Annotated in this window: 30 protein-coding genes; 10 read left to right on the top strand and 20 right to left on the bottom strand. The window is 30.9% G+C overall.

All coding sequences use genetic code 11. From position 1 onward, the window contains the following. The first annotated feature begins 17 nt into the window (after positions 1 to 17). Both KQA_RS0214600 and KQA_RS0214595 read left to right on the top strand, forming a co-directional pair. On the top strand, positions 18 to 752 hold the full coding sequence (locus KQA_RS0214600; protein WP_010182190.1) for a head GIN domain-containing protein: 735 nt from the start codon (positions 18 to 20) through the stop codon (positions 750 to 752). Positions 753 to 773: 21 nt separating this feature from the next. Continuing rightward, the gene (locus KQA_RS0214595) at positions 774 to 1,538 is read left to right on the top strand and encodes a head GIN domain-containing protein (protein WP_010182189.1); all 765 of its coding nucleotides are present in this window, start codon (positions 774 to 776) and stop codon (positions 1,536 to 1,538) included. Positions 1,539 to 1,759: 221 nt separating this feature from the next. Here KQA_RS0214595 and KQA_RS0214590 read toward each other — a convergent pair whose 3' ends face one another. The 3 genes from KQA_RS0214590 to KQA_RS0214575 form a co-directional block, all read right to left on the bottom strand. Continuing rightward, positions 1,760 to 3,061, bottom strand: a complete 1,302-nt coding sequence (locus KQA_RS0214590) for a type II toxin-antitoxin system HipA family toxin (RefSeq protein ID WP_010182188.1) — start codon at positions 3,059 to 3,061, stop codon at positions 1,760 to 1,762. Then, positions 3,061 to 3,411: a helix-turn-helix domain-containing protein gene (locus KQA_RS0214585; protein WP_029209612.1), complete on the bottom strand. Its 351-nt coding sequence runs from the start codon at positions 3,409 to 3,411 to the stop codon at positions 3,061 to 3,063. Before KQA_RS0214585 ends, KQA_RS0214590 begins: the two co-directional genes overlap by 1 nt. 473 nt (positions 3,412 to 3,884) lie before the next feature. Then, complete coding sequence (locus KQA_RS0214575) at positions 3,885 to 4,748, bottom strand: GIN domain-containing protein (RefSeq protein ID WP_010182184.1); 864 nt, start codon at positions 4,746 to 4,748, stop codon at positions 3,885 to 3,887. Positions 4,749 to 5,088: 340 nt separating this feature from the next. Here KQA_RS0214575 and KQA_RS0214570 point away from each other — a divergent pair, with 340 nt between their 5' ends. Both KQA_RS0214570 and KQA_RS0214565 read left to right on the top strand, forming a co-directional pair. Beyond that, positions 5,089 to 5,544, top strand: a complete 456-nt coding sequence (locus KQA_RS0214570; protein ID WP_010182182.1) for a DUF4442 domain-containing protein — start codon at positions 5,089 to 5,091, stop codon at positions 5,542 to 5,544. Between the two features lie 115 nt (positions 5,545 to 5,659). Next, a complete protein-coding gene (locus KQA_RS0214565; RefSeq protein ID WP_010182181.1) occupies positions 5,660 to 5,845 on the top strand; it encodes a hypothetical protein in 186 nt (61 codons plus the stop codon). A gap of 71 nt (positions 5,846 to 5,916) precedes the next feature. Here the strand turns inward: KQA_RS0214565 and KQA_RS0214560 are convergent, their stop codons facing one another. Continuing rightward, positions 5,917 to 6,303, bottom strand: coding sequence for a hypothetical protein (locus KQA_RS0214560; protein WP_010182180.1), 387 nt, complete (start codon positions 6,301 to 6,303; stop codon positions 5,917 to 5,919). Positions 6,304 to 6,536: 233 nt separating this feature from the next. Between KQA_RS0214560 and KQA_RS0214555 the strand changes: the two genes are divergently transcribed. After that, positions 6,537 to 7,376 (top strand): 1,4-dihydroxy-2-naphthoyl-CoA synthase, encoded by an 840-nt coding sequence (locus KQA_RS0214555; protein WP_010182179.1) that lies wholly within the window; start codon positions 6,537 to 6,539, stop codon positions 7,374 to 7,376. A gap of 76 nt (positions 7,377 to 7,452) precedes the next feature. Here KQA_RS0214555 and KQA_RS0214550 read toward each other — a convergent pair whose 3' ends face one another. Genes KQA_RS0214550 through KQA_RS0214540 form a run of 3 tightly spaced genes read right to left on the bottom strand, consistent with a single transcriptional unit; the run spans position 7,453 to position 10,203 of the window. Further along, entirely contained in the window at positions 7,453 to 8,595 is a 1,143-nt protein-coding gene (locus KQA_RS0214550) for a peptidylprolyl isomerase (RefSeq protein WP_010182178.1), read from the bottom strand. Between the two features lie 46 nt (positions 8,596 to 8,641). Next, positions 8,642 to 9,184, bottom strand: a complete 543-nt coding sequence (gldI, locus tag KQA_RS0214545) for a gliding motility-associated peptidyl-prolyl isomerase GldI (protein WP_010182177.1) — start codon at positions 9,182 to 9,184, stop codon at positions 8,642 to 8,644. Beyond that, on the bottom strand, positions 9,181 to 10,203 hold the full coding sequence (locus tag KQA_RS0214540; RefSeq protein WP_010182176.1) for a DHH family phosphoesterase: 1,023 nt from the start codon (positions 10,201 to 10,203) through the stop codon (positions 9,181 to 9,183). The genes gldI and KQA_RS0214540 overlap by 4 nt, the downstream gene beginning before the upstream one ends. A 278-nt stretch (positions 10,204 to 10,481) precedes the next feature. Between KQA_RS0214540 and KQA_RS0214535 the strand changes: the two genes are divergently transcribed. Continuing rightward, positions 10,482 to 10,901: a nucleoside-diphosphate kinase gene (locus KQA_RS0214535; RefSeq protein WP_010182175.1), complete on the top strand. Its 420-nt coding sequence runs from the start codon at positions 10,482 to 10,484 to the stop codon at positions 10,899 to 10,901. Between the two features lie 48 nt (positions 10,902 to 10,949). On the opposite strand, the gene KQA_RS0214530 is transcribed toward KQA_RS0214535, so the two are convergent. The 3 genes from KQA_RS0214530 to recF are packed head-to-tail and all read right to left on the bottom strand — an operon-like array spanning position 10,950 to position 12,746. Continuing rightward, positions 10,950 to 11,255 (bottom strand): DUF721 domain-containing protein, encoded by a 306-nt coding sequence (locus tag KQA_RS0214530; RefSeq protein ID WP_010182174.1) that lies wholly within the window; start codon positions 11,253 to 11,255, stop codon positions 10,950 to 10,952. Continuing rightward, positions 11,242 to 11,667 (bottom strand): hypothetical protein, encoded by a 426-nt coding sequence (locus KQA_RS0214525; protein WP_010182173.1) that lies wholly within the window; start codon positions 11,665 to 11,667, stop codon positions 11,242 to 11,244. Before KQA_RS0214525 ends, KQA_RS0214530 begins: the two co-directional genes overlap by 14 nt. Continuing rightward, on the bottom strand, positions 11,664 to 12,746 hold the full coding sequence (gene recF / locus KQA_RS0214520; RefSeq protein WP_010182172.1) for a DNA replication/repair protein RecF: 1,083 nt from the start codon (positions 12,744 to 12,746) through the stop codon (positions 11,664 to 11,666). Before recF ends, KQA_RS0214525 begins: the two co-directional genes overlap by 4 nt. 127 nt (positions 12,747 to 12,873) lie before the next feature. On the opposite strand from recF, the gene KQA_RS0214515 reads away from it, so the two are divergent. After that, positions 12,874 to 13,674 (top strand): tetratricopeptide repeat protein, encoded by an 801-nt coding sequence (locus KQA_RS0214515; RefSeq protein WP_010182170.1) that lies wholly within the window; start codon positions 12,874 to 12,876, stop codon positions 13,672 to 13,674. 3 nt (positions 13,675 to 13,677) lie between these two features. Further along, a complete protein-coding gene (gene ribH / locus KQA_RS0214510) occupies positions 13,678 to 14,184 on the top strand; it encodes a 6,7-dimethyl-8-ribityllumazine synthase (RefSeq protein WP_010182169.1) in 507 nt (168 codons plus the stop codon). A 204-nt stretch (positions 14,185 to 14,388) separates the two neighbouring features. Here ribH and KQA_RS0214505 read toward each other — a convergent pair whose 3' ends face one another. The 10 genes from KQA_RS0214505 to KQA_RS19025 form a co-directional block, all read right to left on the bottom strand. Continuing rightward, a complete protein-coding gene (locus KQA_RS0214505) occupies positions 14,389 to 16,056 on the bottom strand; it encodes an OstA-like protein (protein WP_029209611.1) in 1,668 nt (555 codons plus the stop codon). A 289-nt stretch (positions 16,057 to 16,345) separates the two neighbouring features. Continuing rightward, the gene (locus KQA_RS19030) at positions 16,346 to 16,939 is read right to left on the bottom strand and encodes a GNAT family N-acetyltransferase (protein ID WP_010182167.1); all 594 of its coding nucleotides are present in this window, start codon (positions 16,937 to 16,939) and stop codon (positions 16,346 to 16,348) included. Positions 16,940 to 17,008: 69 nt separating this feature from the next. Beyond that, positions 17,009 to 17,419, bottom strand: a complete 411-nt coding sequence (locus KQA_RS0214495) for a GNAT family N-acetyltransferase (protein ID WP_010182166.1) — start codon at positions 17,417 to 17,419, stop codon at positions 17,009 to 17,011. Between the two features lie 243 nt (positions 17,420 to 17,662). Then, positions 17,663 to 18,847 (bottom strand): mechanosensitive ion channel, encoded by a 1,185-nt coding sequence (locus KQA_RS0214490; protein ID WP_010182165.1) that lies wholly within the window; start codon positions 18,845 to 18,847, stop codon positions 17,663 to 17,665. Positions 18,848 to 19,110: 263 nt separating this feature from the next. Continuing rightward, the gene (locus KQA_RS0214485) at positions 19,111 to 19,887 is read right to left on the bottom strand and encodes an HAD-IIA family hydrolase (protein ID WP_010182164.1); all 777 of its coding nucleotides are present in this window, start codon (positions 19,885 to 19,887) and stop codon (positions 19,111 to 19,113) included. A 279-nt stretch (positions 19,888 to 20,166) separates the two neighbouring features. Continuing rightward, a complete protein-coding gene (gene rplT / locus KQA_RS0214480; protein ID WP_010182163.1) occupies positions 20,167 to 20,511 on the bottom strand; it encodes a 50S ribosomal protein L20 in 345 nt (114 codons plus the stop codon). A gap of 126 nt (positions 20,512 to 20,637) precedes the next feature. After that, a complete protein-coding gene (rpmI, locus tag KQA_RS0214475; RefSeq protein WP_010182162.1) occupies positions 20,638 to 20,835 on the bottom strand; it encodes a 50S ribosomal protein L35 in 198 nt (65 codons plus the stop codon). Positions 20,836 to 20,942: 107 nt separating this feature from the next. After that, on the bottom strand, positions 20,943 to 21,458 hold the full coding sequence (infC, locus tag KQA_RS0214470) for a translation initiation factor IF-3 (protein WP_262482166.1): 516 nt from the start codon (positions 21,456 to 21,458) through the stop codon (positions 20,943 to 20,945). A 72-nt stretch (positions 21,459 to 21,530) separates the two neighbouring features. After that, on the bottom strand, positions 21,531 to 23,480 hold the full coding sequence (gene thrS / locus KQA_RS0214465; RefSeq protein ID WP_010182160.1) for a threonine--tRNA ligase: 1,950 nt from the start codon (positions 23,478 to 23,480) through the stop codon (positions 21,531 to 21,533). A gap of 346 nt (positions 23,481 to 23,826) precedes the next feature. Next, a complete protein-coding gene (locus tag KQA_RS19025; RefSeq protein ID WP_010182159.1) occupies positions 23,827 to 24,447 on the bottom strand; it encodes a hypothetical protein in 621 nt (206 codons plus the stop codon). A gap of 253 nt (positions 24,448 to 24,700) precedes the next feature. On the opposite strand from KQA_RS19025, the gene KQA_RS0214455 reads away from it, so the two are divergent. Both KQA_RS0214455 and KQA_RS0214450 read left to right on the top strand, forming a co-directional pair. Next, positions 24,701 to 25,621 (top strand): glycosyltransferase family 2 protein, encoded by a 921-nt coding sequence (locus tag KQA_RS0214455; protein WP_010182157.1) that lies wholly within the window; start codon positions 24,701 to 24,703, stop codon positions 25,619 to 25,621. Then, the gene (locus tag KQA_RS0214450; protein ID WP_010182155.1) at positions 25,621 to 26,424 is read left to right on the top strand and encodes a glycosyltransferase family 2 protein; all 804 of its coding nucleotides are present in this window, start codon (positions 25,621 to 25,623) and stop codon (positions 26,422 to 26,424) included. Before KQA_RS0214455 ends, KQA_RS0214450 begins: the two co-directional genes overlap by 1 nt. Positions 26,425 to 26,703: the final 279 nt, after the last annotated feature.

The raw sequence follows: 26,703 nt of genomic DNA, 5'->3' as shown, positions 1-26,703 counted from the left end.
TTAAAATAATAGAAACGATGAAAACAATAGGAATTAAAATAATACTGGTTTTAACATTCGTGTTATGTTGTACTCAATTAGAAGCCCAATGGTGGGGAGGTAAAAAAATAACGGGTAGCGGAAACAATACGACTAGAATAGTAACTACTAATGATTATGATACTATTAGATTACAGGGAGGTATGGATGTGCATTTGGAACAAGGAACCGAAGGGAAAATACGGGTGAGCACAGATGATAATATACAGGAATATGTTGAGGTAACAGTGAAGGGGAATGATTTGGTTTTATCCATTAAAAGTGGTGTAAATTTAAGACCTAGAAAAGGGATTCATATTTATGTGCCTTTTGTAGATCTTTCAGCTGTTTCCATAACAGGTTCTGGTGATGTTAATGCGAATACTACCTTAAAATCAGCTGATTTTAAAGCGACTATTACAGGTTCAGGAAATTTAGAACTGAGCGTTGAAGCCTCTGAAATTAAAGGTCATATTACGGGATCGGGAAATATGTTGTTAACAGGGAGTACCAATTTACTCAAAGTGAGTATTACGGGTAGTGGGGATTTTAATAGCGAAGGTTTACAGGCTCAAGATACCGATGTGATTATTTCTGGCTCTGGTGATGCCAAGGTGGTCGCGTTAAAAAGTTTGAAAACAAAAGTGAGTGGATCGGGAGATATTAAATATACAGGAAGCCCAGCACATGTGGATTCAAAAACTAGTGGCTCAGGTAGTGTAAGTTCATTTTAATAGATACTAAATTATAATATTATGATACAAAATCATGCAAATTTAAAAAAGATTGGACTCGCTAGTTTGTTTTGGGTGTTTATCTTAAGCTTTAATTTTTTACAATCACAAACATTTAAAGTTGAAAATTTTAATAAAATAAGTATCCATCCGCATATTCAAGTAGATTTTATTCATGGTGATACAAATGAGGTAGTTATAAATTCTATTAGTGTTCCCGAAGAAAAACTGACAGTTGAGGTTGAAAATAATACGCTACAATTATATTTAGAAGGGGCTAAGATTTTTACAAAAAAAGAAAAAAAAGATTGGGATAAGCATAGAAAACCGATTTATAAAGGGACTATAGTAAAGGCAACTATAACTTTTAAGTACTTAGAAGACTTGTCCCTAAAAGGAGAAGAGGATTTTACTCTAAAAAATGCTTTCAAATCGGATGAATTAGATATGTATGTTTATGGGGCATCATCCATCCGTTTTAATGAATTAGAGCTGGATAATTTTAAAGCAGTTATGTATGGCGAAGCTCAATTAACTATAGAAAAAGGGCGTGTTGATTATCAAAAATTTACTGCCTATGGAGCAGCTAATGTTAATAGTGAAAAGGTAAGTAACAAAAGATCTAAAATAATGGCTTATGGCGAGGCAAAATTTAATTTAAATGTATCTGATGAATTAAAGGTGTCTTCCTTTGGGGAAGCTACTATTAGATATACAGGGAATCCAAAAATTGAAAAAGGACTTAATTTGGGAGAAACCACTATTACACGTATTGATACTAATTAAGCTATAATTAATGATGAGTTGTAGTTGATTGATGAGGTGAAACCATTTTTTTGCGTGAGGTATTGCAATGGAAATCCCACAGCCTGACCAAAGGAAGTGCGAGGAATTGAAATGTAAAGCCCGACCCTTGGGGCACGCCCACAATAGTTGAAAATTAGTTTTTTTGTTTGAAAATGATGGTATGAATGTGGTATTTATACTGTCATTTTTTATAAATTATTTTACGAAATATTCAAAATACTCTCATTAATTTTTGTTGTCAAGCGTTCATTAACATTCACTTTTTGGGCATAAAATTTCCATTTTTGAACGCAAGCGTTAATTTCTTTTATAATTAATTCCGATTTTTTAATATTCATGGATTTGGCTACAGTAAGTAAATCTTGTTTAGTAATTCCTTCTCGTTTTCCATTAACGGAAAGCGCATGTTTACTTACCCAAATACTATCAGGGCGGTAGGCATGACAGATATCATAAGCGGGGCTTAATTCCCATTCACTGTCTTGTTTAAGTCTAAAAGCAAAATTTTTAGTATGGTCGTCGCAATTCCGAGCAATAACATTAAATACCATTCTACGAAACATTTGTTCGGCTTGCGGGTAGGGGAGTCTAAGTAAACGCATGGTTTGGAATAGCTGCTCATAACTATATGCACCTACCTCATTAAAATTATAGTGTTGCATGGCACATAAAGTTTGTATATGATGTTTGGTACTTCCGTTTTCTCTATCAAAGCGTTTGGTCATAAAATGTGCACGATCATTTTCCTCTAGTAGTAATGAGGGCATCATTTCAATACCACAATCTACTGCCATAAGGTAGTATGCCATTTCTACACGGCCATAACCTTTTGTTGTACCAAATTGCGCATCATCTACGCCGTCAAGTTTTAGTAAATAGTGTTCAAAACCCTCTGGAGCATTTGCTTGTCCAGATTTTACCACACCAGTTTTTTTATTATATGCAATAATCGCTTTAGCTCTGGCACCTCCGGCAGAGGTACCAATAGTTAAAATATCTTGCATGGCTTTAAGTTCGTTTTGCTTTATATTGGTAGTAAATTTTTCACGTTTATTCAACATATGTGTGGCTACATTAACCAAGCCCTCCATTTCTACATCAAATGCATTTTGCTTACTATTGGTCGAAGGTTCAAATTCAATAGCACCCATACCTCTGGACCCTATAAAGCAAAGTTTTTCGATTGGATTCATGCTATTTTCGGGCCGACCTTGTTGTGCTAACCAACTATTTAATAGTCGATTTCCATAACGATCAGGAAGTACATCGGCAAGTAAACCAGGTAACCCATGAAACGTACTTTCTAAAGTTTCATTCTTTGAACTTAATTCTGGAAAATTATAAATAGTACCAGCACGTAAAGGCATTTTTAAAGGCGCTAAATCATAGCCTTTTAAAGCAAAATCGGGAGTGTATTCAAAGCTTGCTAGCTGTGTATCTTCATTCCAAAGTACTGCACCAGCCGTGATACCCCAAATTTTAACTATCGCACTATTTATCATTACCAGTCACTTTTTGTAGTTGGGTTATTTTTAGAAGCGCTTCGAACTCTTTTTCGTTCTTTCTTCTTCAATTTTACAGCTTCTAATGGGCTTATTTGCTCTTGGAATATAAAACTATTAAATACATAGAGTATATCTAATGCACGTAGAATTTGAATTAAAGAGTTTAAGCTAATGGCTTCACCATTTTCAATTTGGCTAATAGTCCATCTATTTATTCCTGCTGCAGTTGCTGTTTCAGCTTGTGTTTTATTTTTTGCAATTCTATTCTTTTTAATGAAATTACCTAATTCAGCCACAATAGCATCATCGGTCATTGCAATCCAATTATTGTGTGTTTTTGCCATCATAAAATCAATTAGGATACTTAAAGTTGGTAAATACCATCAAATATACAAAATATTATTCAAATAAATTAATGTTGGTTTTTGCCAACTTTAAAATTGTAAATTTAGTTTAATGATTATAAAAACTAACATAAAATAGTATTATCTAATATATGTTAATCGTTGGGTGTGGTGATTATTCTTTTTTACTTCTAGTACTAATGATTCGGGGGTGTTATATTTAGGATTTGTTTGATATAAGGATACTTCATTTTGGATATCTTGTATAGAATCAATAAGTGTCTTATTTTTTAAATTTTGAGTAAAAAGTAGACTTTTCGGTTGTATAACTCCATTTTTTATAGAATAATCCACTTTTTTACGACATCTACATTTATTTTTTGTGTTTATAATTCCGCAGTTATCATTTAAAAAATGATGAAGACTTTTTTTTGATCGAGAGAGCCTTTTTCTAAAGTTTTCTGGTGTAAAAAGGATTACTCAAACAAACGTTTAAAGGTACTTGGCGCCTTTTTGATTTTTTTTAAAACAGCTTCATCCTGAAACTTTAATAAATCAATGATTGGATTTGATAATAGTGAAACTTCACTTTTTCCCGAGACTTTTAATTCTAGTTTGTCAGTAACATTTAAATAAGCATAACTTGCACCTTCAATACTAAGTGAAGTATTTGTAGTGATAAGATCGGAGCCATAAAAATTACAAGAATCTAATAGGAATAGGGTATTTTTGGTTGAGGTACCTTGAATTTCAATTTTACTTTGTTGATTTTGAGCAATATTTAAATTTTCGGAAACAATATTGGCACTAATTTTTGAAGAATCATTATTATGAATGCCTATAGAGCTTGCCGAAATTTCACAAACAATACGGGCATTATTTTTTCCTAGAATATCAACGCGATCTGCTTTAGTACTTATTGTTAAATTTGAGCTTTCATAAGCTTCAATAGCTAAACGTTCAACCTCAATTGTTCCTTCCGATGCAATTGTGGTGCGTCCGGTAGTTATTATTTTGGATAAGCTTGGGGTATAACCAATTTCAATACTTAACTTTTTAAATCGTGTAATAGTACGTGTACTTTTAACTGTCAATTTTTCAGCATCTACTTTTACGTCAATAAACTCAAGTAGATTACTATCAGCTTCAATATAAACACTTGGATTAGACTTAGGAACTAAAATAACTTCAAACTTTTCTCCAATTTCTAAGATTCTAAAATCAGAGATATCTAAGCTTTTAGTATCAGGGATTTTATTTCCTTTTATTTTGGTAACACTTTGAGCATTACTAAGATTACTTATTAAAATTAAAAAAGTAAATAGAATTAGTTTTTTCAAGACTTGATTTTTATGAATTTATCGTGTGATTTATTTAATTTTTGAAATATATAATTTTTCATTGTTTAACAAACAAAATGTTGAACGATGAAAAGATAAAAAATTAAGTTTAAAAGTTGAATTCCACAGAATTTTATAAAAAATTTTGATATTCATTTGCAGACAAACATACAAAATCTAATACAATTGATTTTTTGAGTTTATTTATAATTATCAACTGAAAGCTATTTTTTTATAGAATTTGTTACTAATTATTATAATAAATTAATACTTATTTATGAATTTAAGGCTTAGGTTTAAGACGTATTTATTTATACCTTTCAAATACAAAATTCATTACATGGAAATTACTCAAAAAAATTTAAATCGTTTCTTATTTTTTAAGTTACCCTCAGCTTGGTGGTGTGGTGTGAGAGTTAAAAAGATTACGCAAAGTATATGTGAAGTTACTGTAACACATAAATGGATCAATCAAAATCCTTTTAGATCAATGTATTTTGCCGTACAGGCTATGGCTGCAGAATTAAGCACAGGAGCATTAGTAATGAAGGGAATTAAGGAAAGTGAAGAAAAAATTTCGATGCTTGTAGCTCAAAATAAAGCGAGTTTTAGTAAAAAAGCAACTGGTAAAATTACTTTTTCATGTAATGATGATAAAAAAATTTTAGAAGCTATAAAAAATACTATTGCAACTGGCGAAGGACAAACTTTTTGGCTTGAATCCCAGGGAGTTAATGGAAGTGGAGTAGTAGTGTCAAATTTTGAATTTGAATGGACAATTAAGTTAAAAAAGTAGGTTTATACTTACTTTTTGCAACAACTAATTGCAAAATGAAGTTTTTTTAAGTATAATTGTCTAGTTATGTAGGTAAAATACGACTAAGTATTTAGCTGCAATTAAAAAAAAATGTATGGCAAGAGCTATGTTTGACTACACTAAAACAGTGTTAGAAAAAGTCAGCTTTGACGTTAATCTATTTTCGAAAGAAGTAGAAAAAGCATTCAAACGTTTATTACCTCATGAGATTGAGGAATTAAAAATTTTTATAAGCCGTTTGATTCAAAATGAGCCTCAGTTGGCTTCTTTTTCACTTTAAAGTAACACTCAAAAAAATAAAACCGATATTATTATATCGGTTTTATTTTTTAAATGTATAAATAACTAAATTTAGTCATTGGTATACTCGTTTAAAGCATCTCTATAGGCTTTAAGGTCAAGTATATTCATTTTGTTATTTAGGTCTTTGAAAAGAGAAACTAAGTAAGCTAAACTTTCTTTAGGATCCTGATTTTCATCAATATCCGAAACCATAACTTCTTCGCCTTCTTCTACCTCTATAGGTTCATCATCGGGAATAGCTATAGCAAATGTTTGGTAAGCCTCAATATGTTCGTATGTAAGTCTAATTACTTTTACAAGTAAAGGATTTTGCTCTTCTAATGCGTAAGGTCTTAATTCCTTTAAATCATCAGTAACAGTATTAATGATAATGCCAGCGTGATCCAGTTCCGATAAAATCTTAGTAATAAGTTTTTGGGCTTTTTTACTTTCCAAAATTGATAGAGTTAATTAGTTAATATTTTGTTAGTGGTTACAAAAAGCATATTATGCTTATAAAGCAAAGGTAATGCATTCCAAAATTTTACTAGTTTGTTTTTATTGAAAATTTTAGGGATATAATTTTTTTTGTTCTTATAATGTTATTTTAAATAAGAAGCTTAGTTGTAGCTGATAAAATTATTGGGCAATGCTATTATTTAAGTTATTTTTGATTAAAAATAATATTTATGAGTTCAATTAATTGGAAAACTGTCAAAGAGTTTGAAGATATTACCTATAAGAAATGTGATGGAGTAGCCAGAATTGCATTTAACAGACCCGAAATTAGAAATGCTTTTAGACCAAAAACTACAAGTGAGTTATTAGAAGCTTTTCATGATGCACAAGAGGATACCAGCATTGGTGTAGTATTGTTAAGTGCCGAAGGACCGTCGCCAAAAGATGGAATTTATAGTTTTTGTAGTGGAGGAGATCAAAAGGCTAGAGGGCACCAAGGATATGTTGGTGAGGATGGATATCATAGGCTAAATATATTGGATGTACAGCGATTAATTCGTTTTATGCCAAAAGCAGTAATTTGTGTAGTTCCAGGTTGGGCTGTTGGTGGGGGACATAGTTTGCATGTAGTTTGTGATATGACATTAGCGAGTAAGGAACATGCAATTTTTAAACAAACGGATGCCGATGTAACTAGTTTTGATGGTGGATATGGCTCTGCTTATTTAGCCAAAATGGTTGGTCAAAAGAAAGCGAGAGAAATTTTCTTTTTAGGAAGAAATTATTCAGCTCAAGAGGCCTTTGAAATGGGAATGGTAAATGCTGTAATTCCGCACGATGAACTTGAAGATACAGCATATGAATGGGCTCAAGAAATTTTAGCCAAATCACCAACATCAATAAAAATGTTAAAATTTGCCATGAATTTAACCGATGATGGTATGGTTGGACAACAAGTATTTGCAGGTGAGGCTACCCGTTTAGCTTATATGACAGATGAGGCTAAAGAAGGTCGAGATGCATTTTTAGAAAAAAGAAAACCAGATTTTGAGAAGAAATGGTTACCGTAGTATAATGCCTATTGAACATAAAAAAATCCCGAGTTTTATAAAAACTCGGGATTTTTTTATGTAATAATACTTTTAATTACTTTTTAGGAGCAGCAGGAGCCTCTAATTCAGCAAATTCAATATCAAAAATTAGGTTTGCATTAGGAGGAATAACTCCACCAGCACCACGCTCACCATATCCTAAAGCAGCAGGGATAAAAATAGTAGACTTGTCACCAATTTGGTCCATAGCTAATAATCCTTCTTTAAATCCAGGGATCATTTGTGCTTTACTTGAGTAAGGAACAGGCATTGGCTTGTATAAACCTCTATCTAATCTTACTTGGTCAAATTTATTGTTAGCTCTAGCAACAGACTCAATGTTAGTGTCAAAAATACGACCATCTTCAAGGTAACCTACGTAGTAAATACCTACTTTTTCTTCTTGCTTTATTTTTTTACCAGTTCCTTCTTGAATAGTAACAATACCTAAGCCAGAATCTGTTTTTATAGCTTTAGGCTTTAATGCATCATTCTTTTCTTTATTTCCTTTAGCTAAAGCTATTTCTTCTTGTTCTTTTTTAAGCTTTTCTGCTTCAATTTTTTCAAGTTCGGCTTTGTAAACAGTTGGCGCATCAAATGCTTTTGCAGAACTACCTTTTCTAATAATGTTTAATGTATTTAAAACAATAGTATCTTTTGGCTTATCACCAGGTGCAGTTTCAACATTTCCTATGCTGTCAATAATTTCTTGTCCAACAACAATTTCTCCAAAAACAGTATGACGTCCATTTAACCATGGAGTCTCTTTTAATGTTATAAAAAACTGACTTCCGTTTGTTCCAGGTCCAGAATTTGCCATTGATAAAATTCCTTTTTTATCGTGACTTAATGAATCTACAATTTCATCAGGGAATTTGTATCCCGGATTACCAACACCAGTTCCTAATGGGTCACCACCTTGGATCATAAAATCTTTAATAATACGGTGAAAAATTAACCCATCATAAAATTTCTTTCCTGCATATGCACTATCTACAGCTTCTTGTTTACCTTCTGCTAAGGCAACAAAATTTGCTACTGTCATAGGAGTATCTTCAAAATGTAGGCTAGCTACTGTAGTTCCTTTATTTGTATTAAATTCTGCATACAATCCATCTTCTAAATCTGGGTATTTCTCGTTACAGCTTGTAAACACAGCTGCTATAAGTGCAATAAATAAATAATTTAACTTCTTCATTTTTAATTTAAATTAGTATTGATTTAATTTTAGTTGTTGTTTTTAATTACTTTTCAATTTTGGAAATCGAATTTACGGTAACTTCTGTAATTATTGGTGTATTGGCCTTAATTTTTTTAGTGTCACCATAATATCCATAAGCTAAGTGTGATGGTATTAGAAAAGTTGCGCTTTCACCAGTTTGTAATAGTTTTAAAGCTTCTCTAAGACCGTAAAATAACTCTTCTTTATCAATTCTGTAGTCGCGATTTCCTAGTTCTTTTTTTGAATAAATTAACGAACCATTTATTTGTTTTAAGTTAAAATCAAAATTAACGATATCTCCAAACTGAGGTTTTAGGCTTACTATACTATCTTTTTTTGTGTAGTGATACCAAAATCCATTACCAGAATTAAGATATGTATGTAACGTATCGTTTTTAATAATGGTATTTATTGTAGCTTCTTCCCGAGATTTTATTTTTTTATTTAAAATAATTGATTCTGAAATAAATGAACCAGATTTAATAGATACAGGCTTACGTGCCACAGGCTTATTACAGCATGTAAAAATTAAAAATGTGGCGAATAAAAAAACTACATGTTTCATGAATCTAATAACTCCTTTTTATATTGAGGTAATATAGTCATAAATTTTTCAATAGTTTCACTCATGTTTAAATCACTCTTTCCACCAGCAGCATTATCATGACCGCCACCTTCAAAATGATTCCGAGCAAACTGATTTACAGAAAAATCACCTTTAGACCTAAATGACATTTTAATAATTTCTTCATTTTCATTTTCTATAAAAATAACAGCAAATATAATATTGTCAATAGATAAACCAATATTTACAAATCCCTCTGTATCTCCTTTTTTGAAATTGTGATCGTTTAGCTCCTTTTGTGAAAGGCTAATATAAGCCGTTCGGTATTCGGGAAACAAACGCAAGTTTTTAAGGGCGACTCCTTTTAGTTGAAGTTTACTAAAGGTGTTGGTATCGTATATTTGTTCGTGAATTTGTGTGTTGTTTGCTCCTGCATCAATTAAATGAGCAATAACACGATGCGTAGTGCTTGTTGTAGAACGATATCTAAACGATCCAGTATCTGTCATGATACCTGTATACAAGCAAGTTGCAATTTCTTTAGTTAACAATTCTAAATCACCCATTTGTTCTATAAAATGATATACCATTTCACAGGTTGAGCACATGCTAGAGTCACTATACATATAGGTAGCGTAATCATCGGGCTGTTGGTGATGATCAATCATAACAAAATCTGCTTTTGTATTTGCTATTAAAGGCTCTTGTAAGTCTCCGCAACGCCCTAAATGATTAAAATCGAGTGTAAAAATTAGATCTGCATTGGAAATGAGCTTTTTGGCCTGTTGATTGTTGTTTTCGTATACTACAACGTCATCATTGTATGGTAACCATTTTAAAAAGCTAGGATAGTCATTAGGAGTAATGACAGTGGCATTTTTTTGTTTTTTAACTAAATAACTGTGTAATGCTAGGGTTGATCCCATAGCATCGCCATCAGGATTTTTGTGAGGTATGATCACTATGTTTTGGGCTAAAGCCATAGCGGCTTTAAGTTCGGTAATATTTTTCATTTTCATAACGTGAGCGAATATACTTGTTATAGAAATTTGAATCAAGAAAAAAAAAGGATAGTTTCTTATTTTCTTCAAATTAAGCGGGGACTCATAAAATTAATAAAGTTTATTGTACTAACAGTTATTCATAATAAATAATGTGTTAGTTTTTTGACTGCAACATCTATTTAATTACATTTGTTAGAGTTGCTTTATAAATAAAAAGTAATAATGAGGTTTTTAAATAACTTTATTTAAGGTAATTTTAATTTATAATTTAACGGTTAAACATTATTAGTTATATGGCAACAAATAGAACACTCACAATGATTAAACCCAATGCTGTTAAAAGCGGACATGTGGGTGCTATTTTAGAAAAAATTGCAGCTTCAGGTTTTAGAATTGTTGCTTTAAAAATGACACAGTTAACACTTGATGATGCTAAAAAGTTTTATGATGTACATGCTAATAAACCTTTTTACGAAGACTTGTGTGGATTTATGACTAGTGGTCCCATAGTAGCTGCTATTTTAGAAAAAGAAAATGCTGTTGAAGATTTTAGAACCCTAATTGGAAGTACAGATCCAGAGGAAGCTGCCGAAGGAACATTAAGAAAAAAATATGCTGAATCAAAGTCCAGAAACGCGGTTCATGGTAGTGATAGTAATGATAATGCACGTATTGAAGCGGGCTTTCATTTTTCTAGAAGGGAACAGTTTTGATTACTTTTTAAAAGCATAGAGTGAAAATAATCTCTTTTATATTGATTTCTAGCGTAATATTAGTTTTTGAATAATTTCTCGACCAAATTCCTCATTGATATTTTTAATAATTTTTGAAGCTCCATAACTTAATTGTTCTCTTAACACCGAGGAACTTAATTGTACATAAAGTGTGTTATTTTGGAGTTTTATTTGTGTGGTGTAATTTACAATTCCCGGTCCCATAACACGTTGCCATACGGTTTCCATTTCTACTTGATCAATTCCTTTTTGTAATTTATTTGTAACTACAAAGTTTTTAAGTACATCACTAATGGATTGGTGTTCGGTATGTCTGCGGTTATTTTTTTTCATTTAATTGAATAGGTGTAAATTTTCGATAAAAGTAACGTGTTCCTTCTTTATTTTCAATACAAAGTTGATCGGGGGATGCCTCTATGAGTATATCATTCCAAGTATCGGATATTGTTTTATAAGTTATGATATATTTTCCAGCTTTGTGGGCTATTGTATAATTTAATTTTTGTTTGGAACCTTTATATGTGCCAATAAAATTAGGCTGTAATTTAGTTCTAAATCCAATACTGTCTTCTGTTTTAAAATAATCAATGGTTGGATTGAAATTATACTTTTTTTGGTTCTCATTAGCTGTAATTACATGATTAATTTCCCAATAACCATTTAAATGAACTAAATCAATTTGAGGTTGTTGTGTACAGCTAAGTATGCTAAAAAAAATAATAAGAGATGATATTAATCGAATCATGTGAGTTCAAAAATTTTATAGGATTGTGAAATCTTTTTTACAATAGCTTCGGTACGTTCCGTATGAGTGTCACTCACAAATAATTGGCCAAAATGATTATCATCAACTAATTTCATTAATTGTTCTACACGGCTTTCATCTAATTTATCAAAAATATCATCTAATAATAGAATGGGGGTGTCATCACTTTGTTGTAAAATAAAATCAAATTGAGCCAATTTTAAAGCGATCAAAAATGATTTTTGTTGGCCTTGACTTCCAAACTTTTTTATGGGATAGCCTTCAATACTAAAATCTAAATCATCCTTATGTATACCCACGCTAGTATGTTGTAGTACGCGATCTTTTGGCAGATTTTGAGTTAATAAATTTAGTATAGTCGTATCATGTATTTTGGATTGGTATGTTAAGTTAATTTGCTCTTTGTTTGCTGCAATATGCTGGTAACGTTCTTTAAAAATTGGTATAAAGCTATTAATAAAACTTTTACGTTTGTTGTAAATTTCTGTACCTAATTGGTGTAACTGTTCATTGTAAATACTCAAGTTAGCATTGTCAAACGTATGATTAGCCGCAAAATATTTCAGTAACGCATTACGCTGGGCTAGTGTTTTGTTGTAATTGAGTAATAAACTAAGGTAATTTGAATCGGTTTGAGAAAGCACACCGTCCATAAATTTTCTTCGGGTGGTACTTCCCTCAATAATAAGATCATTGTCTGCTGGTGAAATAATAACCAAGGGTAAAAAACCAATATGATCACTTAATTTATCATAGTTTTTTCCATTGCGTTTAATAATTTTTTTTTGACCTTTTTTAACGCTAACAACAACTTTTTCTTCTCGATGATCTCTGTGGTATAAACCTTCAACCATAAAAAAATCAGTTGAATGCCTAATATTTTGTGAAGTTATTGGGTTAAAATAACTTTTTCCAAATGAAAGATGATAAATAGCATCAAGTATATTAGTTTTACCAACACCATTTTTACCGACAAAACAGTTTATTTTTGGGTCAAACTCTAAATGTTTTGACTCAATATTTTTATAATTTACTAAAGAAAGGGCTTTTAAATTCATTAAAATTTTCTGAATAAATGCAAAAGTAAATCATCTGTAAGAATTTCATTTCTAAAAATAGAATTTAATTCTCTTTTAAAATTGAATAAAAATTATATTTTTGCTCATCTGATTAAAAATAATATAAATGGCTACATATAAAAAAAGAGGTTATAAACCAAAAGCAGTAAAAGAAACTGTTGAAAATGAAATTGAAGATACTATTGCAGCGGAAGATATAGAGTCTACCACAGCAGAGGTTTTTAATACACTTGACGAAACAGCAAACAAAACAGAAGAGTGGGTAGCAGCAAATCAAAAGTATATTTTTGGTATTGTAGGGGCTCTAGCATTAGTAGCCTTAGCTTATATTGCTTTTGATCGTTTTGTAAAAGAGCCAAAAGAGGTAGAAGCAGCTAATGAGATTTTTCAAGCTCAAAAGTACTTTACACAAGCTCAGGAGGCTAGTAGTACTCAAAAGGATTCTTTGTACGGTTTAGCACTAAATGGAGGTGAAGGTAAGTTAGGTTTGTTGGATGTTATTGATCAGTACGGAAGTACAAAGACAGGAAACATAGCTAATTATTATGCGGGTATTTCATATTTAAATACTAAAGATTATAAGAATGCAATCACTTACTTAGATAAATTTAAGAGTAAAGATTATATTTTACAGGCATTAGCATATGGGGCTTTAGGAGATTCTTTCGCTCAACTTGAAAAAGGAGGAGTTAGTGCTGAAGCTTTGGATTATTACAATAAAGCAGCTAATTTAGATGCAAATAATTTTACAACACCTAAATTTTTATTGAAGGCTGCTAAAATGGCAATTGCTACTGGTGACACTTCAACTGCTATTAAAAATTTAGAAACTATAGCTTCTGATTATCCAAAAAGTAATGAATATCCAGAGGTTGAAACATTATTAGCGAAAGCAAAAGCTATGTAAATTATGGCAACAGCAAATAAAAATTTATCGGAATATGATAAAGCAACAATCCCAAACGCGAAAAATTTTCGGTTTGGGATTGTTGTTTCAGAATGGAATGACACTGTTACCAATGGTTTGTTTCAAGGAGCATTTGACGCATTAATAGATTGTGGTGTATTAAAAGAAAATATAGTGCGCTGGAATGTACCAGGGAGTTTTGAGTTAATTTACGGAAGTAAAAAAATGCTAGAAACTTATGATATGTTGGATGCTATTATCTCTATAGGTTGTGTGATTCAAGGAGAAACAAAACACTTTGATTTTGTTTGCGAGGGGGTAACACAAGGAATAAAAGATTTGAATATCCAGCAGGATATCCCAGTTATTTTTTGTGTGTTAACAGATAATAATCAACAACAATCCATAGATCGTTCTGGTGGGAAACACGGAAATAAAGGAACTGAAGCGGCAATTGCAGCCATAAAAATGGCTCAATTACGTAAAGATGCTAATTTTTATAAAGCTTAGAACTTTTTATTTTTTTAAAAGGACGCTAATAAAAAAATCTCAGACTATAATAGTTTGGGGTTTTTTTAATCACAATTTAATTCTAAGCTTATTTCAATTGGATGTGAATGTGATCATCGTGTCTTACTGTGCTACAATCATGACCCCCGATATTTTAAACTTTACACATTTGGTAGGATACTACCTAAAACAGACAACTCACAACTAATTACCAGATTCTTCTTTAAGTTTTACATCTTTAAAGCGAGAATATTCCGAACGTTGATCGTTTATTCGTTTTAAAGTTTCTTCATCAAAAAAGTCTTTTTCTTCCTCCGGAAGGGGCAAACCTTTAATTTTTGTTAATTGAAAAGGAGCTTCATCTCTAAATAAGTCTTTTTTACTGGAAATAAGTTCATCTCCACGCCAAAGTAAACCTTGTAATTCTCTGGCATTAGGTGGTAATTCATCTTCCATATACAAAGTACCTTCGACATTGTCGTAATAATAGATATCCGTCATTTCTTGCTCTTCAAATAAAATACGAATGTTACTACAAGCAACTTTGTTAATTCCGATCATTTCCTGTTTGTCATCGCGTTGGAAATAAATAGTTTCAGTGTTTTTATCAATATCTACTTGGTATAATTGATTTTCTTTAAAAAGACCATACAAAATAGCTCCTTTAACTTGATTAAAGCCTTCTTTTAAAGTATCCTGTTGTACTAAAAAACTATTGTTATACACTTTTAATGAATCTAACTGATTTGTTTTTTGATTGGAAATTAATTGAATGGTATCACCTGTCATTTGGTTTTTTGCAGACCATAGTATAGGTTTTCTTATCATTTTTGTAAATCCTGTAACTTGATCAACACTAATAGAGTCACATTTTCCGCTCATGTCTGTTTTAAAAATACGAACATCGTAAAAACCACGCAATAAACGCTTGTCCGGTTTACCCGTAACCATTATGGTGTCACTATGTATAAAAATGGAGTCATTTTCTTGTTTAGAAATTGCTAATGCACGTTTGGTAATAAATACAGAGTCTTTATTTTTAAAAACCTCGGCATAATGTCCTTTTATTAAACTATGATTAGCCGTATCAATAACTCTTATATTATTGGTAGCTGAAGCAAAATTTATATTGTTATTTACATAAATACTATCACCTAGTACACGTCGGTTATCATAGTCAATACGCGCATTTTTTATGGCATAACCAATATCGGTCTTAGTATCATAAAATCCACGTTCACAATAGAGTGTACTTTCGGGGCTTTGAACAGTTGATGGGCCATATAAATATACTTTTCCAGTTTCGTTAAAGTAGTCTAAGCGATCTGAATTTAAAGTATTTTCATTGTTTACTACTACAACATCATTAGTAAATGTTGAAAATTTACGATCCATATAATACCTTCCAATACGACTAGTTAAAGTCATGCTAGAATCAATTACGGTTCCGCCACTACGATAATAGGCTTGTTGTCGAAGTCTGTCAAAAAATAAAGTGTCTGTTTTTAAAGTATTTTGTTCGGTTTCTAATACCACATTTGTACTGGCGTAAGCAAACTCAGTATTACCATTATATTCAGCATACTTGCTGTTCATAGTTAAGGTATCACCTTGTTTCATTTGTACATTACCATAAGCCTTTACAAAACGATCCTGACCGTAATGTACAGCTTGATCGCACCAAATTTCAATTCCTTTGTGTTTTAAATAGACTTGATTTTCCACTTTGCTGAGTAGGGTGGCGCCAGGGTATTTTTTTTCATCAATTTCTAATCGATCAGATATTACATCAATAACTTTTGAGTCTTGCGCCAATAAATTACCAGTCAACATAAGTACTAGTAATACTATTTTATAATGGAATTGTTTCAATACGCTATTTTTTACAAATTTATTTATTTAAATCCACATTGTGGGTTTTAATAACACATTGTGAGTTTTTTTTGGTTACTATTTTTGATTTCACCATAACAGTGCTGTGCTTAAACCAAGAAAATACTTGATTTTATTGAACTTTTAATTCTCTTAACAAAGTTCTAATACATAATGAGGGTTAAAGCAAAATAATTTAATTTCATAACTAGTAGTAAGTGCTATTATTGTTAGAAATAACTAAAGAATTACCTCTTATAATTAAAAAGGTAATTCTTTACTAATTAACTTAAAAACATAATACTTTTTCAGAAACATATTCTTTTGGGCTTGCTAATAACTGTTGTTTATTTTGCCAATCTTCTTTGGTTATGGCGTAATAAACATCATGTCTACTTATCCCTTCATTATCTATATAATGATTACGACGAATACCTTCTTTTGTTGCACCAAGTTTTTCAATAGCTTTTTGCGAACGTATATTTCGAGTATCTGCACCAAATTGAATACGGTTTAAGCGTAAATTAGTAAAACCAAAATCCAATAGTAATGCTTTTGTAGCGGTGTTTAATCCTGTTCCCCAAAAGCGAGTTCCATACCAAGTCCATCCAATTTCGGCTCTTTTGTTATTGGTGTCAATTTTTCCAAAGCGTGTACAGCCAGCTAAAGCTCCATAGTCTTTATCTACTACTAAAAATGGAATAGCAGTGTGGTTATTTTTTGCTTGTAAGGTACTGTTGATGTAGTTATCTAAATCTTTTTTGTTTCTAATATAATGACCCATGAATTCCCAAATGGTATCATCAAAAATAATTTCATTTAAGCCTTTGGCTGTATATATATTGAAGGGAATAAGTCTGACTCTTTCGTTTTCTAAAATCATAATTATAGTTCCTTATCAAAGGTATTTATAGGTTGCTAAAAGCAACTTGTTTGTTAGTATCTATTATTGTTATTCGTGTTCTGTTCCATTATAAATCCACATTGGAGTAGTATTTCCTGCGGTTTCAAATTTCATTTTTTTGTAAAATGGAATAGCATTTTCATCGGCGGTTAACATTTGCATATGAAATTGCATGTACTTTTTTTGTAATTTTTTCATGAGTAGTTTTCCAATACCCATATTTTGGTATTTGGGTAAAACTAGTAGGTGAGGATAATAAACAACTAAATAATTATCTGAAATAGCATTTCCTAAACCTATTAGTTTATCATTATCCCATGCTGATACTACTGAATGTGAATTCATTAATGCCTTTTGTAAAATTTCAGGTTTTTTGGCAGCACTCCATTTATTAGCTTCATACAAATTAATAATTTGTGTTAAGTCAATTTTTTTTGAAGTTGAAATTTTGATATCCATTGTGTAAAAATTAAAATTAGGTACAAAAAAACCTCGTAGCTGAGCTACGAGGTTTGTTTAGATTTTATGCAATACTAATCATCCGTAACTCATTCGAGGAATGTACGTTTCATAGTGCTTTTCATTATATTTAAAGAAATGTGTGTATTCATATGTATTTCAAATATATAAAAAAATATATAACATAAAAATAAAACCGTCTAAAAAGTAATTAGACGGTTTTAAAAACTGATTGAAAAGTTATTATTTTTTTCTGAACTTATCCAGGATTTCTTTCATATGTTCACCTGCAGCTTCACGACCTCCAAGGCCATATGATAATGCTACAGCTACTGCCACAGCTCCAAGTACTAAACCAAAAGCAAGTTCTACAATACTATTAGCAATCCCCATGGTACGTAAAGAAATGGCTAAAAATAAAGCGATAATTGCACCTCTAGCTATTGAAGCAATAAAGGTATTGTTTTCTGATTTTGATAAAATAGTATAAAACAATGTTGCTATGTAGTTACCTATGATTAGTATAAGAAGTCCGAATAAAATTTGCCCAGACAAGTCAAGAATTGTTCTTAATATATCATTTAGCTGAGTTAGTTCAAGAATTTCAATTCCTGTAATTATTCCAAAAAATACGATAAAGAAATATAATAAGCCACTTACTATTTTTGCTACAGATTGTTCTTTACCAATTACGGTACTTAATTGTAGCTTTTCTGCTAGACTGTCTATTCCTAAGCTTTTTAAAAGATCGGCAACAAAGTCAGTTAAATATTTACCACCAATTATAAATAGTGCTATGATAATAAATGAAGCAATCAATTTAGGAAGAAGTCCTAATACAGTATTTAGAATACCGTTTGCAGGTTCACTTATTGCATTAATATTTAATGCATTTAATGATTGAATAATAAAGGGGATTATAATAACTGCAAAAACAATCTTTTGAAGTACATTAACAAACTTAGCGGTATCTGTAATTTTTAATTTACTAGCTAAATTGCTCAAAATAGTTGAGCCCATACCAATTAAATTAGATACTACTTTAGCAATTATGTATCCTACAAAACCAATAACCCCTGCGGCAATTAAATTTGGTAAAAATGCAAGTATTTCGTTTAGCATATTTTTTATAGGATCTAATACGCTATCTAATCCTAGTTTACTTAGTACTAATAACAATACAAAAATCAATATCACATAGTAAAATAAGTTGGCTATAAAAACATTGATACTTGTGCCTCCAATTTTGTCGCCTAAAAGTTTGTTATCCCATTTTGATTTTTTTAGCACTTTACGAATTACGTTTCTTATAACTTTAGCGACAATAAGACCTATAATTAGAATTAGAATTGCGGCTACTAGGTTTGAAATTTTTCCAAGCCCGACCAGCGCAAATGTTTCATTTAGTGTTGATGTAATTTTCTCCATAATTTATAACTATTTGATATTTAGATATTTAAATTTACTCAGAAAAAACCATTCAAACAGTGTTTTTTAATTAAATCATCATTTTAATTCTATAAAGTGTAACTAATAAGGTTAAAGTGTAAGGTTAGGTAATTTTTAATGATAAATAGCTTCTGTAATGAGGCTATATATGTTGTGTTAAAAATGCTTAAAAAAAATACCCCAACTTAAATATAAGTTAGGGTATTGTATAATTTATTCTGATCAGAGTAGGGGGAAAGTAACTATTCTTTTAATAGTTCATTTAAATCAACATCAGCTAATGAATTTACTACTATATCAGGTTCAAAAGCATATTTTATTAAAGACTCCTTTTTTGTTATTCCCGAAAGCGTCAATATCGTTTTATAGCCCATTTGGATAGAACCTAAAATATCGGTATCCATAGTGTCGCCAATAACAATAGTTTCATCAGTTGATAAGCCTAACTTTTTTCTGGCAGCTCTCATCATTACAGGACTTGGCTTACCAACAGAAAAAGCGGTTCTCCCAGTAGCTTCTTCGATCATTCTTACTATGGCAGTTATACCTAAGTTATCCCAACCTTTTTTCTTTGGAGAAGGGTCTAAATTTGTGGCTACTAATTTGGCTCCGGAAAGAATCATATCTACGGCTTTATTAGCCATTTCTAATGTGAAATTGCGTCCCTCTCCAATAACAACATAGTCTGGATTTTGGGTAACCATAGAGTATCCATTTTCGTGTAAACTGGAAATCAAACCTCCTTCGCCTAGTACGTAGGCAGTACCATTAGGCTTCATAAAAGATAAAAACCAAGCTGTAGCCATTGCGCTTGTGTATACGTTTTCTTCTTTAACGTGAATATCCATAGGTTTGAGTTTATTAACTACATCTATGGCTGCTCTTTGGCTATTATTTGTCATAAAAAGAAAAGGAATCTTTTCTTCCTGTAATTTTGTAATGAATTCTTTAGCTCCAGGGATAGCATTATTACCGCTATATATAACCCCGTCCATATCAATTAAAAATCCTTTGCTCATTATTGTTTATCTGTTTTATAGATTTATAAAAGTAATACGAATATTACAGAGTGTTGTAAAGTAAATATTAATTATTGTTTTTTATCTGTTTAAATTAGTATTTTGTCGTTAAAAAACAAAGTTATTCTCCTGATAAAAAATTAATACTATTCTTTTTGTATTGTAAAGATAATAATGGAGTAGAAGGTAAACTAAAAAGTGAGTTAAATTAAACAAAAAAAAGACCACCTTTTCGGTAGTCTTTTTAATATATCGAGATTTCTAAAGTTTAGAAATAAATTATTTTACTTGTGCAACAATAGCTTTGAACGCCGCTGGGTTGTTCATTGCTAAATCTGCTAATACTTTACGGTTAAGCTCAATATTATTGGCTTTTAATTTTCCCATAAATTGAGAGTAAGACAATCCTTCTTGTCTTGCTCCTGCATTTATACGAGTTATCCATAAAGCACGGAAAGTTCTTTTCTTATTTCTACGGTCTCTATAAGCATAAGACATTGCTTTGTCCACCGCGTTTTTAGCTACTGTCCAAACGTTTTTACGACGTCCGAAGTATCCTTTTGCTTGTTTAAGCACCTTTTTTCTACGAGCTCTTTTGGCTACAGAATTTACTGATCTAGGCATAATTTAAATTTTTTAGTAGCAGGCGGTCAAAAATTGACACTTTATGATTTTAATATATTAGTTATAAAATCGCCCAACTCCTGGGTTTATAATAATTTTAACCGAATAGGCTAACTAAAAACGTGATTACTTTAAGCGTAATTGCGTTAAAATATTAGCTTCATCATTTTTGTGCACTAATCCATCATGAGTTAATGCAAGCTTACGTTTTTTAGACTTCTTTGTTAAGATGTGACTTTTAAACGCGTGCTTTCTTTTGATTTTTCCAGTACCTGTAAGCTTAAAACGCTTTTTAGCACTAGATTTTGTCTTCATTTTAGGCATAATATCCTTTTTTTATATAAAAATCTCGCTATATCTATATATAATATACTTCGAAGTAGTTTTACTATTTCGAAGTATATTTTTAAAATTCTTTATTAATAAAAGAATTATTTTGATTTTTTTGGAGCTATAAACATAATCATACGTTTACCTTCCAGTTTAGGCATTTGTTCAACTTTACCTAATTCTTCTAGCTCTTGTGCTAACTTTAATAAAAGGATTTGTCCTTGATCTTTATAAATGATCGAACGTCCTTTAAAAAATACATAAGCTTTTAGTTTTGCACCTTCTTGGAGGAATTTTTCAGCATGCTTCTTTTTAAATGCGTAGTCATGCTCATCCGTATTGGGTCCAAATCTAATTTCCTTAACAACAACTTTAGTTGCTTTTGATTTTAAGGCTTTGTCTCTTTTCTTCTGTTCGTACAAGAACTTTTTATAGTCCATTATTTTACAAACAGGAGGCACAGCGTTAGGTGAAATTTCAACAAGGTCAAGCTCTTGTTCTTCGGCTAAACGTAAAGCCTTACGTGTATCATATACACCAATTTCTACGTTATCACCAACAAGGCGAACTTCCTCTGCTCTAATATATCGGTTGATCTTATGTGGATCTTCCTTTATCTCCCTAACAGGTCTTTTAGATCTTTTTCTTCGAATTGCTATGGCTAAAAATGTTTTTAATTAATATTACTTTTATCCGTTAAAAACGGTTAATGTTTTTTCTATTTCTTTTTTTATGACTTGAGCAAAAGCTTCAATACTCATGCTTCCAAGATCATCTTTACTTCCATGTTGACGTACTGAAACGGTTCCTTCTTTTTCTTCATTCTCTCCAATGATAAGCATAAATGGATATTTATTCATTTCTGCTTCACGGATTTTCTTCCCAATAGTTTCGTTTCTGTTGTCTACAAGTGCGCGAATTTCGTGATTTTCTAGTACATTTAAAACTTTTTCAGCATATTTTTCATATTTCTCACTCAAAGACAATATAATAGCTTGTTCTGGCATAAGCCAAAGTGGGAAATTTCCGCCTGTATGTTCAAGTAGTATAGCAATAAAACGTTCCATACTTCCGAAAGGAGCTCTATGAATCATTACAGGCTGGTGCAATTCGTTGTCGGAACCTTTATAGGTTAATTCAAAACGCTCAGGTAGGTTGTAATCTACCTGGATGGTTCCAAGTTGCCAACTACGTCCTAAAGCGTCTTTTACCATAAAGTCAAGTTTAGGACCGTAAAAAGCGGCTTCTCCAGTTTCAACAACATAATCTAAGCCTTTTTCTTTTGCTGCATTTATAATAGCATTTTCAGCTTTTTCCCAATTCTCAACACTACCTATATATTTTTCAGGTTTTTCTAGATCTCTTACCGAAACTTGAGCAGTAAAGTTCTCAAAACCTAATGATCCAAATACATATAATACAAGATCAATAACTTTTTTGAATTCATCATCTAATTGATCAGGTGTACAAAAAATATGTGCATCATCTTGTGTAAAACCACGTACTCTTGTCAAACCATGAAGTTCACCACTTTGCTCGTACCGATATACAGTTCCAAATTCGGCAAAACGTTTTGGTAAATCACGGTAGGACCATGGACCACTTTTGTAAATTTCACAGTGGTGTGGGCAATTCATGGGTTTTAATAGGAACTCTTCACCATCAGCAGGTGTAGTAATAGGTTGGAAACTATCTTCGCCATATTTAGCATAGTGTCCACTAGTTTCGTATAATTCTTTTTGACCGATATGAGGAGTAACCACCATTTCATATCCAGCTTTTTTCTGAGCCTTTTTCAAAAAGTTCTCTAATCTTTCGCGTAAAGCGGCACCCTTTGGTAACCATAATGGCAAACCTTGACCTACGCGTTGTGAAAAGGTAAATAATTCTAATTCTTTTCCTAGTTTTCTGTGATCTCTTCGTTTGGCTTCTTCTAGTAATTCTAAATGAGCTTTTAAATCTTTTTGTTTAGGGAAAGAAGTACCGTAAACACGAGTTAATTGCTTGTTATTTTCATCACCACGCCAATATGCACCAGCAATGCTCATTAATTTTACAGCTTTTATATAACCTGTATGCGGTAGATGTCCACCACGGCATAAATCTGTAAATGTATCATGTTGTACAAAAGTAATTGTGCCATCTTCTAGGTTTTCAATTAACTCTACTTTGTACTCATTTCCTTGTTCTTTATATTTTTTTAAAGCTTCATCTTTTGAGACCGAAGTCAATTCAAATGTGTGCTTTCCACGGGCAATTTCGAGCATGCGTTTTTCAATGCTAGCAAAATCTTTATCAGAGATTGATTTGTCACCCAAATCAACATCATAATAAAATCCATTATCAATTGCAGGTCCAATACTTAATTTAACACCAGGATATAACTGCTCTAAGGCTTGAGCTAATACGTGAGCTGATGAATGCCTGAATGCTGTTTTTCCCTCATCGTCATTCCAAGTGTAAAGTGTAAGATTACCATCGGTGGTTAACTGGGTGCTCGTTTCAATAGTGGTTCCATTAAAGTTTGCCGAAAGCACATTTCTAGCAAAACCTTCACTAATATCTTTGGCTACATCCATAGCGGAAATTCCACTTTCGTAATTTCTTACCGATCCGTCTGGTAAAGTTATATTGATCATAAAATACTTTAGTTAATGACAGCAAATATAAATACTATTTTGTTAGTGTTTATTGATGTGATTTAAACTTTTTATAATATTTGTTATTTGTGTAAAATTGAGTTCTTCATTTTTAAAATGATTAACTAATTAAACGCTAAAAAAAAGTTTTGTTGTACACGAGAAGCTCCTGTTTTTTTTGAAATAAAAAATATTATAATAGAGTTTCTGAAGTAGTCATTTTAGTGAAACTTGGTTTTAAACTATAAATATTAGATTGAATACTTATTAATATGATAAGCTAATTATGATTTTGATGTACGAAATAATGTGTTACAGTTAAATAAATTGATAGTCAGATTTTTAATTATTTTAATCCGCTCCAATGAGTTTTTGTTTTTAAAGAGTTTACATAATATTGTTCTTCTTCATCTAAAGAATTACTATTAATGTACCATGGTAAATGTTTTGCTTGATAAGGTTTTCCGGTTCTTAGCACTAGAATGCTATAATCCCTTGGTCCTTTTTTTGAAAAAGGTCTATATAGTGCAAAAGTTGTGTCTATTGGAGCAATAAATACGTTTGGTTCTTGTTCCTTTTCAAAAAATTTACTTTCCCAATCAATTACTTTATCTTTATGCTTAAAAGTATCTGGTAAGTCATCAATTTGTAAAGAAAAGCCTACTTTATGGGCTTTGGGATATTTTTTTAATAGTTTGTAAAAATACTCCAAGAAATCATCAGGGCAATTTTCATTTAGGACAATATCGGAATCTGTGTATACATAATTACTACGAACAAATTTTAGCCAAAGACCACTTTTCCAAAAAGCTTTATATCCATAATTTTTTTTTAGAAAATGTATTTTATATGGGGCTGTCTTATAAAATTCTAAAAGTGGAGCATAGGTTGAATCATTGTCAAGAATATGAATATTAGTGTACCCTCTTTTTTCTAAGCTTTCAATTAACTTTTTAGTCGTACTCAAACGATTAAAATTGTTAATGAATATAGGTGTGTTTTTAAAATTTTTCGGCTTTACGCCAAGTAAAAGGCGTAGACAACAAGCTATGTAATGTTTTATTCTCTTCAATTGTATAATTATAAATCATATTTATGATTATTTACCCGTTGCAATATAAGAAAAATGCTTGATGATTTTAATTTTATAAAATACTATCTTCGAATAGTCAGCTTATCGAATGATTTAATAATTTTGAAGATATAGATTAAGATTATATATGGATGTTTCAATTATTACTATAAACTACAATAACAGTAAGTTAACTTATGATTTTTTAGTGTCATTAAATAACTTCTTTCCTGAAAAATACACATATGAAGTTGTAATAATAGATAATGGATCTAATAAAAGCTCTTATTATGAGTTAAAAGCCATAATAAAAAAGTTGAATTTTCCTGTTAAATTACACAGAAGTAATATAAATCTTGGTTTTGGAGGGGGGAATATGTTAGGTAATCAATTTGCTCAAGGAAATTATTTGGCATTTATAAATAATGATATTGTTTTTACTGAGGATTGCTTTACATCCTTAATTGAATTCATGCAGAGTAATGAAAATATTGGAGTTACAACTCCTCAGCAATATAATATTGAAAAAAAACCAACATCAGGGATTGATTATTTTCATGGAATAAGAAAAGAATTATTTGGTCGTTCTTTTTATGAGTTATTTTTAGAAAAGGATAGGGTAAGAAGAAATCATTTTCCATACAAAAAGGAAACAAAAGCAGATTTTATACAGGGGTGTTTTATGTTTTTTGAGAAAAATAGATTTAATGAAGTGGGAGGCTTTGATACTAATTTATTCCTTTATTTTGAGGAAATGGATATTTGTTATAGATTGAATAATAGAGGATATGAGTCTTATTTAATTCCTAATAGTTCTTTTTTGCATTTGCATGGAGGTAGTACAAAAGTTAATTTCAGAATTAAACAAGAGTTTCTAATTTCTAGACTGTACATATACAGAAAAAATTATTCATATCTAAAGTATAAGGTTTTACAGTTTATTATCTCAGTAAAATTATTTTTTAAATCAATTTTTAGTCCTAAAAACTTTAAGTTGTTTTTTATTGTGATTAAGGGTGGTCATTTAAAACATTCATTAAAACAGGAACAGCAAATTTTAAATACATAATGAAAACAGCGTTGCTTATTTCTACATTCAACTGGCCTGAAGCATTAAATTTAGTTTTAAATAGTGTTTTAAATCAAAGTGAATTTCCGGATGAAATTTTAATAGCGGATGATGGTTCTACTGAGGAAACTCAATTTTTAATTGATGAGTTTAAAGAAAAATCCAACCTTGTTATAAAGCATATTTGGCAAGAAGATAAAGGGTTTAGAAAATCAGCGATTTTAAATAAAGCGATAGCCCAGACTAATGCACAATATATTATTGAGGTAGATGGAGATTGTATTTTGCACAAAGATTTTATTAAAGATCATAAAAAATTAGCTTTAGAAAATCATTTTTTGTTTGGGAGTAGAGTTAACATCCAAAAAGAATATTTAAAAAAATTATTTTTGCTTGAAAAAACTAATTTTAATTTTTTTTCTAGGGGGATAAGGAAAAGGACAAGGGCTTTGAGAATACCTTATTTTGCCCTATTTTACAGAGGTAGTGATCAACTTTCAAAAAAATTACGAGGTTGTAATATGTCATTTTTTAGAGAAAACTTTATAAAAGTTAATGGTTATAATGAAGATTTTGAAGGTTGGGGAAAAGAAGATTCTGAATTAGCTATTCGCTTGTTAAATAGTGGTTGTTTAGGCAAACGTATTCGATATAGTGGTATAGTGTTTCATATATGGCATAATGTAAAATCGAAAAGTAGGTTGCAAAAAAATGAAGATATACAAAATTTAGTTTCTATTCAAAAATCTAGTTTTTGTGTTAACGGAATTGATAAGTATATAGGAAAGCGAGTTAAGGTATAATGCTATACTGTACGGATCAAATATTTTATCTTACTATATAAGGTGTTTGTTATATTGCCAGAAGTAACCCATTTTAAAACATCTACATATTTAAAAGAAAGTTTGTACAACTTTAGTCCATCTGGGACATTTAAATTATTTTCATTTTCTTTTATGTGAATATGGTTTTTTACATCTATTTTATTAATTCCAAATGAAATTTTGTTTTTAAAAGGTAAGTGGCTATTTCGGAGTGACCATGCCAGTGATTTCGGTCAAACAGTGCCACTCATAGAGGTA

The sequence above is a fragment of the Aquimarina agarilytica ZC1 genome (genome assembly GCF_000255455.1).
Taxonomy (GTDB): Bacteria; Bacteroidota; Bacteroidia; order Flavobacteriales; family Flavobacteriaceae; genus Aquimarina; species Aquimarina agarilytica.
This window is presented reverse-complemented; position numbering and strand designations above follow the sequence as displayed.